General features: G+C 56.8%; 16 protein-coding genes. 8 read left to right on the forward strand and 8 right to left on the reverse strand.

The annotated features are described in order from the left end of the window. Window positions 1–43: 43 nt before the first annotated feature. From fdhF to ACR0EN_RS13155, 3 genes are all read right to left on the reverse strand, one after another. Entirely contained in the window at window positions 44–2,830 is a 2,787-nt protein-coding gene (gene fdhF, locus ACR0EN_RS13145; protein ID WP_170397477.1) for a formate dehydrogenase subunit alpha, read from the reverse strand. 11 nt (window positions 2,831–2,841) lie between these two features. Next, window positions 2,842–4,545, reverse strand: coding sequence for an NAD(P)H-dependent oxidoreductase subunit E (locus ACR0EN_RS13150; RefSeq protein ID WP_480587121.1), 1,704 nt, complete (start codon window positions 4,543–4,545; stop codon window positions 2,842–2,844). A gap of 85 nt (window positions 4,546–4,630) precedes the next feature. Next, on the reverse strand, window positions 4,631–5,512 hold the full coding sequence (locus ACR0EN_RS13155; protein ID WP_170424371.1) for a LysR family transcriptional regulator: 882 nt from the start codon (window positions 5,510–5,512) through the stop codon (window positions 4,631–4,633). 269 nt (window positions 5,513–5,781) lie between these two features. On the opposite strand from ACR0EN_RS13155, the gene ACR0EN_RS13160 reads away from it, so the two are divergent. Next, entirely contained in the window at window positions 5,782–6,210 is a 429-nt protein-coding gene (locus ACR0EN_RS13160; protein ID WP_480587124.1) for a DUF4275 family protein, read from the forward strand. Between the two features lie 28 nt (window positions 6,211–6,238). On the opposite strand, the gene ychF is transcribed toward ACR0EN_RS13160, so the two are convergent. Next, window positions 6,239–7,336, reverse strand: coding sequence for a redox-regulated ATPase YchF (gene ychF / locus ACR0EN_RS13165; protein ID WP_480570983.1), 1,098 nt, complete (start codon window positions 7,334–7,336; stop codon window positions 6,239–6,241). 202 nt (window positions 7,337–7,538) lie between these two features. On the opposite strand from ychF, the gene ACR0EN_RS13170 reads away from it, so the two are divergent. From ACR0EN_RS13170 to ACR0EN_RS13200, 7 genes are all read left to right on the forward strand, one after another. Further along, window positions 7,539–8,024 (forward strand): acyloxyacyl hydrolase, encoded by a 486-nt coding sequence (locus ACR0EN_RS13170; protein WP_170397488.1) that lies wholly within the window; start codon window positions 7,539–7,541, stop codon window positions 8,022–8,024. A 79-nt stretch (window positions 8,025–8,103) separates the two neighbouring features. After that, window positions 8,104–8,895, forward strand: coding sequence for a tryptophan synthase subunit alpha (gene trpA, locus ACR0EN_RS13175; RefSeq protein ID WP_170397490.1), 792 nt, complete (start codon window positions 8,104–8,106; stop codon window positions 8,893–8,895). A 163-nt stretch (window positions 8,896–9,058) separates the two neighbouring features. Then, the gene (locus tag ACR0EN_RS13180; RefSeq protein ID WP_170397492.1) at window positions 9,059–10,225 is read left to right on the forward strand and encodes an alpha-hydroxy acid oxidase; all 1,167 of its coding nucleotides are present in this window, start codon (window positions 9,059–9,061) and stop codon (window positions 10,223–10,225) included. 254 nt (window positions 10,226–10,479) lie between these two features. Next, the gene (locus tag ACR0EN_RS13185; RefSeq protein WP_170397494.1) at window positions 10,480–11,133 is read left to right on the forward strand and encodes a 50S ribosomal protein L25/general stress protein Ctc; all 654 of its coding nucleotides are present in this window, start codon (window positions 10,480–10,482) and stop codon (window positions 11,131–11,133) included. 130 nt (window positions 11,134–11,263) lie between these two features. Then, on the forward strand, window positions 11,264–11,947 hold the full coding sequence (pth, locus tag ACR0EN_RS13190) for an aminoacyl-tRNA hydrolase (RefSeq protein WP_480587127.1): 684 nt from the start codon (window positions 11,264–11,266) through the stop codon (window positions 11,945–11,947). 72 nt (window positions 11,948–12,019) lie between these two features. Further along, window positions 12,020–13,183, forward strand: a complete 1,164-nt coding sequence (locus ACR0EN_RS13195) for a serine hydrolase domain-containing protein (protein WP_170626502.1) — start codon at window positions 12,020–12,022, stop codon at window positions 13,181–13,183. Window positions 13,184–13,192: 9 nt separating this feature from the next. Then, a complete protein-coding gene (locus tag ACR0EN_RS13200; protein WP_170818108.1) occupies window positions 13,193–13,573 on the forward strand; it encodes a DUF2237 domain-containing protein in 381 nt (126 codons plus the stop codon). Here ACR0EN_RS13200 and ACR0EN_RS13205 read toward each other — a convergent pair. From ACR0EN_RS13205 to ACR0EN_RS13220, 4 genes are all read right to left on the reverse strand, one after another. Beyond that, window positions 13,570–14,202: a class I SAM-dependent methyltransferase gene (locus ACR0EN_RS13205; protein ID WP_170424383.1), complete on the reverse strand. Its 633-nt coding sequence runs from the start codon at window positions 14,200–14,202 to the stop codon at window positions 13,570–13,572. The two genes, ACR0EN_RS13200 and ACR0EN_RS13205, sit on opposite strands and share 4 nt — an antisense overlap. 51 nt (window positions 14,203–14,253) lie before the next feature. Continuing rightward, the gene (gene trpB / locus ACR0EN_RS13210) at window positions 14,254–15,501 is read right to left on the reverse strand and encodes a tryptophan synthase subunit beta (RefSeq protein ID WP_170397508.1); all 1,248 of its coding nucleotides are present in this window, start codon (window positions 15,499–15,501) and stop codon (window positions 14,254–14,256) included. A 67-nt stretch (window positions 15,502–15,568) separates the two neighbouring features. Beyond that, a complete protein-coding gene (locus ACR0EN_RS13215) occupies window positions 15,569–15,904 on the reverse strand; it encodes a hypothetical protein (protein ID WP_170397511.1) in 336 nt (111 codons plus the stop codon). A 45-nt stretch (window positions 15,905–15,949) separates the two neighbouring features. Beyond that, entirely contained in the window at window positions 15,950–16,594 is a 645-nt protein-coding gene (locus tag ACR0EN_RS13220; RefSeq protein WP_170511324.1) for a phosphoribosylanthranilate isomerase, read from the reverse strand. Window positions 16,595–16,596: the final 2 nt, after the last annotated feature.

Below are 16,596 nucleotides of genomic sequence, written 5' to 3' on the forward strand. Positions count from 1 at the left end.
AAAGGCGACCCCAAAGGGCCGCCTTTTTTCAGTTGATTGAAGACTATTCCGCCGCGACGGCGTCTGCGATCTTTTCGACGCGAATTGCCGAAAACTTGAACTCGGGGATCTTGCCATAAGGATCGATGGCCGAGTTGGTCAGGATATTCGCCGCCGCCTCGACATAGGCGAACGGGATGAACACCATATCTTCGGCAATCGCCCGGTCGGCCCGCACCATGATTTCAATCGAACCGCGGCGAGTAGTCAGACGGATCATATCGCCCGGCTCAATTCCCATCAGTTTCAATGTACGCGGGTTCATCGAGCAGTTCGCCTCAGGTTCCACGGCATCCAGAACGTTGGACCGGCGGGTCATCGACCCGGTATGCCAATGCTCCAGCTGGCGCCCAGTGGTGGCGATCATCGGGTATTCATCATCCGGGGCCTCATCCGGTGGGATGACACTGGCTGGCGTGAACCGGGCGCGACCATCCGCACGTGGGAAACCATCGCCGAACACAATCGCCTGACCTGGGTCTGTCTCGGACAGTGACGGGTAAGTGATCGTCTCCGTCTCAAGCCGTTCCCACGTGATGTTGTCGAGCGAATTCATCGTCAGCTTCATCTCAGCAAAGACCTGAGAAACATCGGAATAATCCCAGTTCAAACCGATCCGCTGCGCCAGCTCAACGGTGATCTTCCAATCCTCGCGCGCCTCACCCGGAGGGGTCACGGCGGGCCGGACCCGCTGTACCTGACGGTTGGTGTTCGACACGGTGCCGTTCTTCTCATAGAGCGCTGAGGCGGGCAGAATGATGTCGGCATAGTTCGCCGTTTCGGTCAGGAAGATATCCTGCACGATCATCAGTTCCAGCTTGGCCAGTGCGTCGCGCGCGTGATTCACATCGGGGTCGGACATGGCGGGGTTTTCCCCCTGGATGTACATACCCTTGATGTTGCCCGCATAAGCCTGATCGATGATCTCGGTGACGGTCAGCCCCTTCTCGTTCGAGAAGTCGCGGTCGTCATTCCAGACGTTGGTGAACTTGGCCCGAATGCCGTCGTCGGTAACGGACTGATAGTCCGGCAGGAACATCGGGATCAGGCCCGCGTCTGAGGCACCTTGCACGTTGTTCTGCCCGCGCAGAGGGTGAAGACCCGCACCGGGTTTACCAACATTGCCGGTCATCAGAGCCAACGAGATCAAGCAGCGCGAGTTGTCGGTGCCATGGATGTGCTGGCTGACACCCATACCCCAGAAAATCAGACCGGCCTTGGCTTGCGCAAAGGTACGCGCCACTCGGCGCAGTTGATCCGGTTCGATGCCACAGATCGGCGACATAGCCTCAGGCGTGAACTGGCGCAGGTGTTCTTTTTCGGCTTCCCAGTTTTCGGTCCAGCGGTGGATGTACTGGCTGTCATAGAGCTCTTCTTCCACGATCACGTTCATGATCGCGTTCAGCATCGAAACATCCGCACCGGGACGGAATTGAAGCATCTCATCAGCAAACTTACGCATCCCAACGCCGCGCGGGTCCATAACTATCAGCTTGCCACCACGTTTGGTGAACTGCTTGAAGTAGGTCGCAGCGACAGGGTGGTTTTCAATCGGGTTGGCCCCGATGATGATCGCCACATCCGCGTTTTCGATCTCGTTGAAGGTCGCGGTCACAGCACCCGAGCCCACATTCTCAATCAGGGCCGCAACAGATGACGCGTGGCACAGACGGGTGCAGTGGTCGACGTTGTTGTGGCGGAAGCCCTGACGGATGAACTTCTGGAACAGATAGGCTTCTTCGTTGGTGCACTTGGCCGAGCCGAAGCCTGCAACGCTGCGCGGGTCTTTGTCGCGCAAGTCCATCAGCTTGGTCGCGGCCAAATCCATCGCCTCTTCCCACGTTGCTTCACGGAAATGGGTATCCAGGTTGCCGGGATCGACGTTCAATCCCTTGGCTGGAGCATCCTCGCGACGGATCAGCGGCTTGGTCAGGCGATGCGGATGGTGAATGTAGTCAAAGCCAAAGCGGCCTTTGACGCACAGACGACCTTCGTTTGCAGGGCCGTTGATGCCCTCGACATACTTCACCTTGCCGTCTTTGACCTTGAGCGAAACCTTACAGCCCACGCCGCAGAACGGGCAGACGCTTTCCGTTTCCGAGTCGTAGTCCTTGCTGTCGCCTCGCTGCTGGTCATCCAGTACGGTTGCTGGCATCAAAGCACCGGTCGGGCAGGCCTGCACGCATTCACCACAAGCCACACAGGTCGAAGCACCCATCGGGTCGTTCTGGTCGAACACCACCTGCGCTGTGTGACCACGACCGGCCATACCAATCACGTCGTTGACCTGCACGTCGCGGCAGGCCCGGACGCAAAGGTTGCAGTTGATGCAAGCGTCCAGATTGACGCGCATCGCAACGTGGCTGTCATCCAACAGCGGGATTTTCTCGGCCTCTTTCGCCGGGAAACGGCTGTCGCTGACATGGTTCAGCTTGGCCATATCCCAGAAGTGGCTGGAGGTGTCGTGCGCTTCCTCAGGCTGATCCGCGACCAACAGCTCCATGACCATCGCGCGCGATTTCTCGGCCCGGTCGCTGTCGGTCTTAACCACCATGCCGTCGGCTGCCGGACGGATGCACGAGGCGACCAGCGTGCGCTCGCCTTCTACCTCGACCATGCAGGCACGGCAATTGCCGTCGGGTTTGTAACCGGGTTGCGGCTTGTGACACAGGTGAGGGATAGTGAACCCCTGCCCCTTTGCGGCTTCCCAGATGGTCCAGCCTTCGGGCACGGTGACATCTTCGCCATTCAGGTTGAAGGTGACGGTCTTGTTTGGGCTTGCATCAAGCATGGCTGTCTCCCTCAGATTTCGCCAGCGAAATGTTTCATGACCAGGCGGATCGGGTTCGGGGCCGCCTGCCCCAGACCGCAGATCGAGGCATCGCCCATGACCTGACACAGGTCTTCCAGCAGTTCCTGATCCCATTTGTCGGCTTGCATCAGCTTGACCGCCTTTTCGCAGCCTGCACGGCAGGGCGTGCACTGGCCGCAGCTTTCGTCTTCGAAGAAGCGCAGCATGTTCAGTGCCGCATCGCGTGCGGTGTCCTGATCGGACAGAACCACAACCGCAGCGGACCCGATGAAGGTGCCATGTGGTTGCAACGTGTCGAAATCCAGCGGGATGTCATCCATCGATGCAGGCAACAGACCCGAGGATGGACCACCCGGCTGATAAGCCTTGAAGGTCTGGCCCCCGGCCATGCCTCCGGCAGCCTCGATCACGTCCAGAATGGTGGAGCCAGCGGGCAGAAGGTAAACGCCCGGCTTTGCGACACGACCCGAGACCGAATAGCTACGCAAACCCTTGCGACCGTTCTTTTCGGTGCTGTTAAGGCATTCAGGCCCTTCACGGCAAACTTTGGTCACCCAATAGAGCGTCTCGACATTGTGCACCAAGGTCGGACGGTTAAAGACCCCAACTTGCGCCACGAATGGAGGACGGTGACGCGGCAGTCCTTTTTTGCCTTCGATCGACTCGATCATCGCGGATTCTTCACCGCAGATGTAAGCGCCAGCACCACGGCGCAGGTCGATATAGCCTTCTTCGACGATCCCGGCTTGTTCGAGCGCGGTAATCTCACGACGCAGGATTTCCAGAACTGCCGGGTATTCGTCGCGCATATAGATAAAGCAGGTCTCTGCCTCGACGGCCCAAGCGGCGATCAGCATCCCTTCGAGGAAGACATGCGGCGTGCGCTCAAGATAGTAGCGGTCCTTGAATGTGCCGGGCTCGCCCTCATCGCCGTTGACAGCCAGATAACGCGGGCCTTCATTCATGCGAACAAAGCCCCATTTCTTGCCCGACGGGAAGCCAGCGCCGCCCAGACCACGCAGGCCCGAGGACAGTACGTCTTCCTGCACCTTCTCCCAATCGCCGCCCTCGCGCAGCTCTTTCAATTTGGCGTAGCCACCTTCGGCCTCATAGGCCGCGAAGGTTTCGTAGTCGGGCAGGTGCGCATGGGTGTCATCGGCAACAATAGCGGCCCGCACTTTTTCGGGGGTCGCGTGGTCGATGTGGTTGTGACCGATCTCCAGCACTGGAGCGGTGTCGCAGCGTCCCATGCAGGGCGCACGGACAACGCGGACCTGCGAGGCATCCAAACCGTCTTCCAGCGCTTTTTGCAGCTGCTGGGCACCTGCCATTTCGCAGGACAGCGAATCGCACACACGGATCGTCAACGCCGGAGGAGGCGTTTCACCCTCTTTCACTACATCGAAATGGGCATAGAAGGTTGCGGTTTCGTAAATCTCAGCCTGCCCGATCCGCATCTCAACCGCCAGAGCGGCGATGTGGTCGGCGCTGATATGGCCGTGTGCGTCCTGAATCAAATGCAGAAATTCAATCAGCAGATCGCGACGTCGCGGGCGGTCGCCCAGCAGACGTGCAATTTCTGCTTGTGCCTCGTCCGAGAATTGACGGCCTTTGGGCGTGTGCCGCCCCTTGCCTTTACCTGACTTCCAGACGCCCTTTGGCGCGCCTGATGGCTTGGTGTCTAATGGTGCCATGATGCCCTCCGATTGAGGCCCCGTGTCTCATCAGACTAGCATATCGTCAAATCGCATATTTCAATCGCACGATAACGACAGTTTATCACCGCAAAGACGCCATCACTGTGCGCAAGGCCGCGACCGTGGGTAATTCCGGGTCACGAGTGAGCGTGGCCAGACAAATCGGCTTGCTCACCACGGGTTCGATCAGGGACAGCACCCTTGTGTCCTTCAGGTCGCCCAGCGCCCGCACCAGCACGCGTGGAATCACGGTGGCCGCTAGCCCCTCGCGTGCCATGACCATCGAGGCAGTGAATCCGCTGGTCTCGGCCACAATATCCGGGTGCAAGCCCTGTTCGGCGAATATCCGATCCAGAATCCGCCGGTTCTGCATCTGTGGTTCCAGCAGGCTCAGGGGAAACTCGGCCACGCGGGCCCATGGGATCGGGCCTGTCTCATGGGTCATATGCGAGGGGACCAATAGGACATAAGTTTCTTCGTACAAGCGCTGCACTTGCCGTAGATCGGTACCGATACTGTCGCCATAAGTGATGCCAGCATCCAGACTTCCTTCGTCCAACCGGTGCTGAATGGCCGTTGCAGACATTGTTTCAATCCGGGTCACGATACGAGGATGCGCATCGCGCAACCGCTTCGTCAGACGCCCGGTGAAGGCAATCGCTGTAGGGATGACACCCAAAATAAGCGTGCCGGTGATCTCACCCTTTGCAGCGAGTACCTGTTGTTCCAAAGCCTTGGTGTCGTCGAGAATGCGCCGCGCGCGCTGGACAATCATCTCGCCCTCTTCGGTCAGCCCCTGAAATCGGTTTGCGCGGCGAACGATGGAGACACCCAGCCGATCCTCCAGGTTTCGGATTCGCATCGAGAACGCAGGCTGTGAAATCCCGCATTCCTCAGCTGCCTTGGCGAAATGACGATGCCGCGCCAATGCGCTGAGCAATTGCAGGTCGCGGATTTCGATCATCTAGAGCTGTCTCAAGTATCAGGTCAAAATCCAAACTAACCACATTTCTGCACGAGAGAAATGTGCGAGATGCGAGCATCGTCAATTTGTTGGCTGCCAAAGGATCGGCGTTTCAGGTACATGCAATACTCGGGTGGTTGAGCCTGCCGAACTGCTGTTCCAGCCCAAATGAAACCAACGGGATCGCATCTTGCCACCTGAGCGGTTTTGACACTTCGCCATAACGCGCGATATGCCAGTTTAACAAAAAGATAGAACCGAATTATTCCATGAACCTTACGAGAAACCAAATTGAGGACTTCTTGGTGCGTGAATGCGTCGATTTTGATCCTCTCAATTCCAAAGAAGGTGGTGAGGTTGTTCAATGCTGGCATCAGACATTCGCCGGGAGTGTAAAGAAATCAACCGGTTCCTGGATTCACAATCGCATCCGCTGGCATGGTTTCAGTTACGGGTTTCAAATCGCGCGGGCGGGCGATGACGCTTTAAATGCCTATAAGAACCAGTGGCCTGCCGCGTATGTTATCTTTGATGAAGATATCAAATGGTCGTATCGCTGCGTCTCAGAAACATATCCAGATTTCACATCTTTTGGCGCGGATATCTACGTAGCCCACCACAACATGAAGTGGACAATGGCGTTCACGCACGAGCAACCCGATATCGGCCCGTTCTTCGCAGAAAATCCGAGGTTATAAGCTGAGCAGTGACTGCTTTGGTGGCTTCTCAGGTGTTGAACAAAAAGTGCATCACATCGCCATCCTTGACGATGTAGCCTTTCCCTTCGGCCCGCATCTTACCCGCCTCTTTGGCACCCTGTTCGCCATTGGCGGCGATGTAGTCGTCATAGGCGATAGTCTCGGCACGGATGAAACCCTTCTCAAAGTCTCCGTGGATGACACCTGCGGCCTGTGGTGCGGCGGTGCCGGTGCGGATGGTCCAGGCCCGGGCCTCTTTCGGGCCGACGGTGAAATAGGTTTCCAGCTTGAGCAGGTCGTAACCGGCACGGATCAGACGGTCGAGGCCGGGCTCTTCCAGACCCATTTCCTCTAAGAACATCTGTGCCTCGTCGTCTTCCAGAAGGCTGATCTCTTCCTCGATCTTGGCACTGATAATGACATGAGCATTACCTTGCGCGGCAGCCATCTCAGCGACTTTGGCAGAGTACTTGTTGCCTTCGGCGGCCTCTTCTTCGGACACGTTGCAGACATAAAGCACCGGCTTGGTGGTCAGAAGTTGCAGCATTTTCCATGCTTTAGCGTCTTCATCAGACACTTCAACCAGACGCGCTGGCTTGCCGTTTCCCAGCATCTCCTGCGCCTCGGCCAGCAGGCGGTCCTGCTGTTGCGCTTCTTTGTCATTGCCCTTCAGCTTGCGCACCAGATTGGCGCGACGCTTTTCGATGCTTTCCAGATCGGCCAGCATCAGCTCGGTTTCGATCGTATCGGCATCGGCCACCGGATCAACGCGGCCATCCACATGGGTCACGTCACCATCTTCGAAACAACGCAGCACATGGGCAATCGCGTCAGTCTCGCGGATGTTTGCCAGAAACTGGTTGCCCAGCCCCTCGCCTTTCGAGGCCCCTTTCACCAACCCCGCGATATCCACAAAGGTCATGCGGGTTGGAATGATCTGTTTCGAGGACGCAATCGCCGCCAGTTTATCCAGCCGGTCATCAGGAACGGCGACATCCCCCACATTGGGTTCGATGGTGCAGAACGGGAAATTCGCCGCCTGAGCTGCCGCAGTTTTGGTCAGTGCGTTGAAGAGAGTCGACTTGCCAACATTCGGCAAACCCACGATTCCCATTTTAAAGCCCATGACGGCCTCCTGATACCATTCGAGCGCCGCTTCTAGGCAGGTCCGGTGCAATGCGCAAGGCAAAGTGCCTGAACACTGCCGCGAGTCTATTCTGCCACATCACAAAATCGACATCGATTTGTGTTCTTGCGTCCATTGAAAACATGCACCTACATTCCTCAATAAAACCAATACCAACGAACGACGGACATAGTAGGTAAAAATGAAATCCCTTGTTATTCTGGCTTTTGCGCTGACAGCCGCTACTGCAGCACAAGCCCAATCCATCATTTTCGGAGCAGGCTACGCAGATTATTCCAGCGCTGAGAGCGAAGATCAGGCGATTGTTTCGCTGGAATACCAGCATCGCTCTTTCTACGAAGCGACCCGTTTCAGCGCCACCTGGGGTGCGTCCCTGTCTGTTGATACCGACGGTGACACGCATGTCGGCGCGGGCCTGATCGGGCTTTACACTTTTGCGGACCGTTGGTTCATCGAGGGCAGTGTCATGCCGGGATACTATAGTGAATCCAATGAACGGAATGATCTGGGCGGCAGCTTTCAGATACGCAGCTTACTGGGCCTTGGCTATACGCTGGAAAGCGGCAACAAACTGTCTGCCGCTATCACTCATATATCCAACGCCAGCACGCAGGAAGACAACCCAGGCGTAAATGCACTTTTGCTGAGATACCATTACGCCTTCTGATCGGAAGCCCACCAAGCGGGATTGATTTTCAGCGAAAGTTTCTGCACATCAGGTCCAAACCCGAGTGCAAGGACTTCCGATGACCCGTATCGACGCCAAATTCGCCGCCCTGAAGGAACAGGACAAAAAGGCATTTGTAGCTTATGTCATGGCCGGAGATCCCGACTATGACACTTCGCTGGAGGTCGTGAAGGGTTTGCCCGGCGCAGGTGTCGACGTTATCGAGTTGGGCCTGCCCTTTACCGATCCCATGGCCGATGGCCCGACCATTCAGGCTGCTGGCCAACGGGCGTTGGATGGTGGAATGACATTGCAACGCACTCTGGATCTGGCCCGCGCCTTTCGTGAATCCGATGACACCACACCGATCGTGCTGATGGGATATTACAATCCGATCTACAGCCGAGGTGTCGAGAAATTCCTGGCAGATGCAAAATCAGCGGGGATCGACGGGCTGATCGTCGTCGACCTGCCCCCCGAAGAGGACGAAGAGCTTTGTCTGCCCGCGCAAGCTGCCGGGCTGAACTTCATCCGCTTGGCGACGCCGACGACCGATGACCAACGCTTGCCTCGCGTACTGCAAAACACATCCGGCTTTGTGTATTATGTATCGATTACCGGCATAACCGGTGCTGCCGAAGCGCAGGCAACCGATGTTGGGCCCGAGGTCGCTCGGATCAAAGCTGCAACTGATTTGCCCGTGATCGTCGGTTTCGGGATCAATACACCAGAAAAGTCTCGCAACATCGCGAGTGTATCCGATGGCGCGGTTGTTGGATCTGCCATTGTCAGCCAGATCGGTTCCGGAAAACCGGTGACCGAGGTTCTGGATTTTGTCAAAACACTGTCAGATGGCGCACACTCCGCCTAACAATTTCTTTCCATTTTCAGATGGTTCTTCACCGCAGCAGGCGCGCCGCCTACTGCGGTGTTTTTTGTTTTGACCACGCGGCAACCAACCGCAGCAAGCGGGCATTGCAGTGTTTCAAAATAATTGGTAAAGAAACTTAACCAATCCTGCGAGAGCCTGATCAATGCCAGTCATTACTAATATCGAAGACCTCAAACGGATCTATGAGCGTCGCGTACCCCGCATGTTTTTTGACTATGCAGAAAGCGGCAGCTGGACCGAACAAACCTTCCGCGAGAATACGTCGGATTTCGAAGATATCCGCCTGCGCCAACGGGTCGCCGTAGACATGACAGGGCGCTCGACCGCATCGCAGATGATCGGGCAGGATGTATCCATGCCCGTTGCATTGGCTCCGGTAGGTCTGACAGGAATGCAACACGCGGATGGCGAGATCAAAGCGGCCAAAGCCGCCGAAGCCTTTGGTGTACCCTTCACACTGTCGACCATGTCGATCAATTCGATCGAAGATGTCGCTGAAAACACTTCGGCCCCTTTCTGGTTTCAGCTCTACACCATGAAAGATCAGGACTATGTCGGGCGACTTATTCAGCGCGCGAAGGATGCGAAATGCTCGGCCCTTGTCATTACGCTTGATCTGCAAATCCTTGGCCAACGACACAAGGACCTGAAAAATGGCCTATCTGCGCCGCCAAAGCTGACCCCCAAAACCATCGCCAACCTGATGACGAAATGGGCCTGGGGCATCGAGATGCTAGGTGCCAAGCGCCGAGAATTCGGGAATATCGTCGGTCATGTCGATAGCATCACAGATACACGCTCGCTCGGCACATGGACCGCCGAGCAATTCGATCCCAGCCTCGACTGGGGCAAAGTCGAGAAGCTGATGGAACAATGGGGCGGCAAGGTGATCCTTAAGGGCATACTCGATGCCGAGGATGCCAAAATGGCTGCCAAGCTGGGCGCAGATGCAATTGTTGTCTCAAACCATGGTGGACGGCAGCTGGATGGCGCGCTCAGTTCGATCCGGGTTCTGCCCGAGATCATGGATGCCGTCGGCAGTGATGTCGAAGTGCATCTGGATAGCGGCATCCGTTCAGGGCAAGACGTGCTGAAAGCTCTGGCGCTTGGGGCCAAAGGCACCTTTATTGGTCGCGCCTTTGTCTATGGGCTAGGTGCAATGGGTCAGAAAGGCGTGACAACGGCATTGGAAGTGATCCAGAAAGAGCTCGATACAACGATGGCACTTTGCGGTGAACGTAACGTAGCCGATCTTGGGCGCCACAATCTTCTAGTCCCCGAAGACTTTGGCGGTCGCTGGCAGGCTTGATCCTACGCCTCCCACGTAGATGGAGACGCCGCATGGCCGCCCATTGAGCGTCTCGTTCAAGGTACTTGCAGCCAGATGAAGCAGAGGATCTGTCCTTCATCTGGCCGTAAATACCTCGGAGCGCGTGGCAGAGCCTCGCAAAATTTCTCGGGCTACAAAAAGCCCTTTCCAAACCAACTGAATCAAGCTAAGGACGCGGCTTCACGCGGGCATACAGCCTTGGAGGATGCCCGCCCTAACATTGGAGAATTATCATGGCTGGAGAGATTCCTGATCTCGTAGCTCTGGAACGGACGGGGACAGGCAAGGGCGCCGCTCGTCAAGCACGCCGCGATGGCATGGTTCCGGGCATTGTTTTTGGTGGCGACAAAGAGCCGCTGCCGATCCAGATCCCGTTCAACGTACTGTTCAAGCGCCTGAAAGCAGGCCGGTTCAAGTCGACCCTGTGGAACCTGAAAGTCGAAGGTCACGAAGACGTGCGCGTCATCTGCCGCGATGTCCAGCGTGACGTTGTCAAAGACCTGCCGACCCACCTGGACCTGATGCGCCTGCGCCGGACCACCAAGATCGCGCTGTTCATCCCCGTTGAATTCATCAACGAAGAAGAAGCCCCCGGTATCAAAAAGGGTGGCGTTCTGACCGTTGTCCGCCCCGAGGTTGAACTGCTCTGCACCGCCGGTGACATTCCTGAGAAGATCACTGTTGATCTTACTGGCATGGAAATCAACGACGTTGTCACCATCTCTTCGGTTGTGCTGCCCGAAGGCACCAAGCCCACCATCGATCGTGACTTCGTGATCGCCAACGTCTCGGCACCCACCGGTCTGTCGACCAGCGACGACGAAGAGGGTGATGAGGAAGAAGTGGCTGCAGATGAAGTTGAAGTCATCGGCCAGGAAGAAGAATAAATCCGGATCAAATCCAGATTTGAAACGGGGCGCCATCTGGGGCCCCGTTTTCTTTTGCGTGTACGGGGCTGGAAAACATCCCCTGATCCATGCAATGAGATAACGACGCGAGACTGTAAGGGACAAAGCGATGAAACTGTTTGTCGGTTTGGGAAATCCGGGATCAAAATACGCTCGCAACCGGCACAATATCGGCTTCATGGCGTTGGAGCGAATTGCCGAAGATCACAACTTTGGTCCGTGGAAGTCCAAGTTCCAGGCTGAAATTGCCGAAGGACGTCTAGGCGGCCAAAAAGTGCTGCTGGTCAAGCCGCTAACCTTCATGAACCGCTCTGGCCAGTCAGTGGGAGAGGCAATGCGCTTCTACAAGCTCGACTCGACGGACGTGACCGTCTTCCATGATGAGCTGGACTTGGCACCCGGTAAAGTGCGCGTTAAGGCAGGCGGTGGCCACGCAGGCCATAACGGGTTGCGGTCGATCCACGACCATATCAGCCCGGCCTATGATCGCGTGCGGCTGGGTATCGGTCATCCGGGCCGCAAAGAAATGGTCTCGCCTTATGTTCTAAGCGACTTTGCAAAGGCGGATGCGGACTGGCTGGATGACGTGCTGCGCGGCGTCTCGGACGGTGCCACTTATCTTGCCGATGACGAAAGCGGGAAATTCATGAATGCCGTTGCACTGCGCACTGCTCCACCCAGATCATCGAAGCAGCCCACTAAACTTGAAACGCCCCCCAAAGCTGCCGCCGAAGCCGTTTCAGCGCCCGATGAGCGTTCGGCCATGCAAAAGCTGCTGGATAAATTCAGATAATCATTCCGCAACGTTGCGCTTGCGCAAAGCCTCAGGCCAAAGTCCAATGTCAGAGGCAAAGGGAGGTGACGAATGAAAACAGCGCTCAGATGGCTGCTGCGTATCCTGTTGACCTTGGCATTGGCAGCGGCGGTTGTCGGATTTTGGAAACGCGAGGAAATCCAGCGCCTGATGGCGGTGAATTCGCTGTTTTCAGAAGAAAAGATCGTCCACAACTTTTCGAATATGGACGAAGCCTTTCTGACGGTCACTCTGCCGCGTGGCAATGGCCCGACCTGGGAGCTGCCGTATGGGCCCGGCTTCGATCTTCCCGATGGAACAGACCAGTGGATCGAAGATCGCTCGGTAACGTCCCTGTTGGTGATGCAGGACGGAGAAATTCGTTTCGAAGAATACTATCTGGACACCGGGCCGGATGATCGCAGGATCTCCTGGTCAATTGCTAAAAGCTATTTGTCTGCCTTGTTCGGTATTTTGCTGGATGAAGGCGCGATCAATTCGCTCGACGATCCGGTTGTGCAATACGCACCTGACCTCAAGGGCAGCGCCTATGAGACCGCCACGATCCGCAACGTGTTGAACATGGCCAGCGGCGTGACCTTTGACGAGGATTATCTGGACTATAATTCCGACATCAATCGCATGGGCCGCGTCGTGGCGCTGGGAGGTGAACTGGACGACTTCGCGGCTTCGTTGAAGGACAGTTTCGTCGCGCCGGGTGAAACATGGCAATATGTGTCGATCGATACTCATGTGATCGGAATGGTCATACGGGGGGCAACAGGACGCAGCGTTGCAGAGTTACTGACCGAGAAGGTGATCACACCGCTGGGATTGGAGCGAGAAGGTTACTATATCACCGATGGAGCAGGCGTTGCATTTGTTCTGGGTGGTCTCAACTTCACAACGCGCGATTTTGCCCGGTTCGGGCAGTTGATTTTGCAGGATGGCGAACGCGATGGACGGCAGATTGTACCCGCGGAATGGATCGACGCAGCTACTTGGCCAAGCGCACCGACCGAACCGGGCAAGATAGGGTATGGCTATCAATGGTGGATCCCGATCGGTGCCCATGAAGGTGAATTCATGGCGCGGGGCGTGTATGGGCAGTACATTTACTTCGACCAGCCACGTGGTGTTCTGATTGTCACGACGGGCGCAGACCGGAAGTTCCGCGATCCCGGTGTCGGTGAGCAAAACATAGAAATGTTCCGCAAAATTGCGCGAAGCCTGTAAGATACCATCATGCAGAAGCAAGACAGCATCAATGTTCTGGGCGGCGTGCTCGCGCCCTGTTCGCGCAAACCATTAACCGGTTTCTTTCGCGACGGTGCCTGCAACACCTGCCCCGAGGATCAGGGGAGCCATACGGTCTGCGCCGTGATGACGGCAGAGTTTCTGGCTTATTCGAAATATGTCGGAAATGACCTGAGCACACCCCGGCCTGAATTCGATTTTCCTGGGCTCAAGCCTGGTGATCGCTGGTGCTTGTGTGCGGGGCGCTTTTTGCAAGCCCATGACGAGGGATGCGCGCCCAAGGCGCACCTTGAAGCCACGCACCAGAGGGCGCTGGATATCGTACCTCTCCATATTCTAAAAATGCAGCGCGCTGAAGACGAGCACTAAATGGCGATCGCCCGATATCCGCGAGACGTGCGCGACGGCGGCCCGGTTGGAAAGCCATGCTCGGCCTGCAGATCCCAGCCCGAACGCGCGAGCATCTCCGCCACAATATCCGGTCGATAGGTTCGGTGCCGCCATTGGAACCAGATGATCGCATTACACCAATGTGGCTTGCTGACTACCAACCAAAGCGTTGCACCCGGTTCAGCCAGATCGCGCATGCGGCGCAAAGCATCTATCGGATCAACGCAATGCTCCAGAACATGCGCAGCCAACAGGCAGTCAAAACGGGATGCCGGATGGAACTCTTCCAAGCGCGATTGGACAGTCTCGGCGTTTCCACCGCGCCGTTGCAACGCTGACCCTGCCAGTTGCAGCATTCGGGCCGAAGGTTCCAAAAGCGTCACATGCCCTTCGCGCCGGATCACGGCGCGTGCTTCGGCAAAGGCTCCCGTACCGCACCCGATATCCAGTGCGTTACGGCCCAATTCGACCTGCGGGTCCGAGGACAGAAAACCCAGATAGGCATCGAAATACCCCAGCAGACGCATCTTGTCTGCCCAGCCCGGGGCGGCCTGATCGTATTTCTGGTCAAGTCGGTCGGGTCCGGCCTTTGAGGAAACACTGCACATGCAATGCAAACTGGCACAGTTCCTCAAAGGCGCAAAGCCTGTTGGGCCTAATCAGTCCGCTGCGCGACCTTCGGTATCCGACATATCAAAGTTCAGGTACCGTGCGACGGTCTGCACATCCTTATCCCCCCGGCCACACATATTCATGCAGATCAGGTGGTCCTTGGGCAATTCCGGCGCGATTTTCATAACATGCGCCAGCGCATGGCAGGGCTCCAGCGCAGGGATGATACCTTCGGTGGCGCAGCACAACTGGAACGCTTCAAGCGCTTCTTTGTCCGTGATCGAGACATAGTTGGCGCGACCGATGTCGTGCAGCCAGGAATGCTCGGGGCCAATGCCCGGATAGTCCAGACCGGCCGAGATCGAATAGCCTTCGAGAATCTGCCCATCATCATCCTGCAGCAGATAAGTGCGGTTGCCGTGCAGCACGCCCGGACGACCTCCGGTCAATGAGGCGCAATGCTCCATCTTCTCGTTCACGCCCTTGCCGCCCGCTTCAACACCGATGATATTCACATCCTTGTCGTCGAGGAACGGGTAGAATAGGCCCATCGCATTCGAACCACCTCCGATGGCGGCGATGATGGTGTCGGGCAAACGGCCCTCGGCCTTTTGCATCTGTTCCTTGGCTTCCTTGCCGATGATCGACTGGAAGTCGCGTACCATCGCCGGGTAAGGATGCGGGCCAGCAACTGTGCCGATGCAGTAAAAGGTATCGCGCACATTGGTCACCCAGTCGCGCAGAGCGTCGTTCATCGCATCTTTCAGCGTACCCCTGCCGGATGTCACCGGGATCACTTCGGCTCCCAGCAGGCGCATGCGGAACACGTTCGGGGCCTGGCGCTGAACGTCATGGGCACCCATGTAGACAATGCACTTCAGGCCGAACTTGGCGCAGACGGTGGCTGTGGCCACGCCGTGCTGCCCTGCCCCGGTCTCGGCGATGATCCGGGTCTTTCCCATGCGCCGCGCCAGAATGATCTGGCCCAGCACATTGTTGATCTTGTGTGCGCCGGTGTGGTTCAGTTCGTCACGTTTCAAGTATATCTTTGCGCCGCCCAGATGTTCGGTCAGGCGTTCCGCGTAGTAGAGCGGCGAAGGGCGGCCCACGTAGTTTGCCCATAGATCGTCCATCTCGGCCCAAAATGTGGGGTCATCCTTGGCTTTGTCATATTCCTCTTCCAGTGACAGGATCAGCGGCATCAGCGTTTCGCTGACAAAGCGCCCGCCGAAGATGCCAAAGCGGCCTTGTTCATCGGGGCCGGACATGAAGGAATTAAAAAGATCGTTGGCCATGGAAGTCTCCCTCGTCGTACCCGATGTTCATAGGAGGTGATGGAGTGATTTGCCATCGCAAAACGTATCATTCCGCCGCCTGAGCGCGCTGTTCCCATACCTGAAGTGCCTGAACTCGACTTGGAACAGCAATGCAGGGAAATTGACAGAACACATTGATATCTGCCAGACGGGTCGACGCGCGTACTACACGGCGATGAGGGCCGGAATGTGCGAATGTCAGCATAGCTTCGACATCATGCCAGACTGTGTATGAAAAATAACAGCCTTGACGCACAAATACCTCGGCATGCAGGCACAGCGCGTCACCGCGTGCCTGCCGCAAGGATTGATGAGCGCGCCAGAAGAACTCGGGCCCGTGATACCATCGTTTAAGTGAAACTCCGCCGATCACTGCCAGCATGCTCTCCCCCATTTTGAGGAGATACGCAGTTTCGTGCTTATCAGATCAACTTGCCGCGTCGATAAAGGCGCGGATCAGCCCGGCATCCTTGACACCCGGAGAGCTTTCGACGCCGGATGAGACATCCACCTGCTGTGCGCCGGTCATTCGCACCGCTTCTGCGACATTGTCAGGGGTCAGACCTCCGGCCAGCATCCATGGCCTACGCCAGTATTTACGACCTGCCAGCAGGCGCCAATCAAAAGACAAACCGTTACCACCAGGCAGCTCCGCGTTTCGCGGTGGCTTTGCGTCGATCAACAGCTGATCCGCCACATCTGAATAGAGATCGATGGCCGCGAGGTCTTCGGCCTCGGCCACACCAATGGCCTTCATTACTGGCAGGCCGAAGTGGTCTCGCACTTGCTGCACACGCTCAGGACTTTCTTTGCCATGCAGTTGCAACATATCCAGAGGCATGATCGAAAGAATGTGGTCCAAATCCTCGTCCGTCGCATTCACTGTCAGCGCCACCTTGGCGACGCCCGCAGGCACCTGCTGTGCCAATGTCGCAGCTGTCTGGGGCTCAACATGCCGCGGGGATTTGGGGAAAAACACGAAGCCAACATATCCCGCGCCCGCATCCACAGCAGCGCGCACGTGGTCAGGGGCGGTCAGGCCGCAGATTTTAACTCGGATATCAGCGGGCATCG

Source organism: Ruegeria sp. AB7, from assembly GCF_056542625.1.